Source organism: Flavobacterium sp. UBA4854 (genome assembly GCF_002399805.1).
Taxonomy (GTDB): domain Bacteria; phylum Bacteroidota; class Bacteroidia; order Flavobacteriales; family Flavobacteriaceae; genus Flavobacterium; species Flavobacterium ginsengisoli.
The window spans coordinates 3,662-5,164 of record NZ_DHEI01000134.1 but is presented as its reverse complement, the minus strand read 5'-3'; the positions used below and the strand labels follow the sequence as shown (position 1 = coordinate 5,164).

Annotated in this window: 3 protein-coding genes; all 3 read right to left on the bottom strand. The window is 37.0% G+C overall.

What is annotated here, in order from left to right:
• Positions 1-278: glucuronate isomerase (locus B3J44_RS19610; protein WP_286970940.1), on the bottom strand; the 278-nt coding region annotated here is incomplete at its 3' end.
• 24 nt (positions 279-302) lie between these two features.
• Positions 303-1,094: a gluconate 5-dehydrogenase gene (locus B3J44_RS19605; protein ID WP_286970913.1), complete on the bottom strand. Its 792-nt coding sequence runs from the start codon at positions 1,092-1,094 to the stop codon at positions 303-305.
• A gap of 1 nt (position 1,095) precedes the next feature.
• A partial coding sequence (gene kduI, locus B3J44_RS19600) for a 5-dehydro-4-deoxy-D-glucuronate isomerase (RefSeq protein ID WP_286970911.1) occupies positions 1,096-1,503 on the bottom strand: 408 nt, incomplete at its 5' end.

The following is a 1,503-nucleotide window of genomic DNA, read 5'->3' as shown; positions in this document are numbered from 1 at the left end:
ACTGTTTTTCCCCAGTTTAAGAACTTATCTTTATCCGAACCATTTCCTGTTACAAACTGTTCGTTGATTCCCAAGGTACGCATTGCACGCCATTTGTAGTGATCACCATTAATCCAAACTTGCGTAATATTATCGAAGATTTTATCCTCTGCAATAAACTGCGGATTTAAGTGATTATGATAGTCAATAATCGGCTGATTTTTAGAGTAATTGTGGTATAACTCTTCAGCATATTTATTTTCTAATAAAAAATTATCGTGTATGAATTTCTGGCTCATGTCTTTTAAAATATAATTTGAAAATTATTCTTCGTTTGAAGGTTTTCCTATTGTAGCAAGGATTCCACCGTCAACATACAAGATGTGACCGTTTACAAAATCACTTGCATTAGACGATAAAAATATCGCCGCTCCAGCCAAATCGCTTGGATCTCCCCATTTTGCCGCTGGTGTTCTGCTAATAATAAAATCATTAAACGGATGTCCGTCAACTCTAATTGGTTTTGTCTGTTCTGTTGCAAAATATCCAGGACCGATTCCGTTAATCTGAACATTGTATTTTGCCCATTCTGTCGCCATGTTTTTAGTCAGCATTTTCAAACCTCCTTTTGCAGCAGCATAAGCAGAAACTGTATTTCGTCCCAATTCACTCATCATAGAACAGATGTTGATGATTTTTCCTTGCCTTCTTTCGATCATTCCTTTTGCAACATGCTTGGAAACAATAAACGGACTTACTAAATCTATATCAACAACTTCTCTGAAATCTGACACTTCCATATCCAGAAGCGGAATTCTTTTAATAATTCCAGCATTATTGATTAAGATATCGATTGGACCAACTTCACTTTCAATTTTCACAACTGCAGCTTTTACTTCTTGCTCTTCTGTTACATTAAATTTGTAACCAACCGCATTGATTCCTTCGCTTTTTAATTCTGCTACAGCATGATCAATTTTTTCTTGAGAAGAATTTCCGTTCACAACAATTGTTGCACCCGCCTGACCTAATCCTTTTGCCATTGCCATTCCCAGTCCGTGTGTGCTTCCTGTGATAAGGGCAACTTTTCCTTTTATATCAAACAAATTTGTCATCTTATCTTAAATCAGTGATTTTACAAACATCCATATCTCCGTAATCTAAGTTTTCACCAGCCATTCCCCAGATAAAAGTATAATTGCTAGTTCCAGAACCTGAGTGAATAGACCAAGGCGGAGAAATTACTGCCTGATGATTGTTCATCCAGATATGTCTTGTTTCCTGCGGCTGTCCCATAAAATGACAAACTGCCTGATTTTCTGGAATATCCAAATAGAAATACACTTCCATTCTGCGATCGTGAACGTGAGCTGGCATTGTATTCCAAACACTTCCTGGTTTCAATTCCGTCATTCCCATTTGCAATTGGCAAGTTGTAACCACGCTTCCAATAATCATTTGATTTACGGTACGGTGATTTGCCGTTTCCATTGTTCCCAATTGTAATTTATTAGCTTCAGCTAA

Coding starts and splice junctions, on each gene's coding strand:
- B3J44_RS19605 (WP_286970913.1), bottom strand. CDS start 1,094: ATGACAAATTTGTTTGATATAAAAGGAAAAGTTGCCCTTATCACAGGA.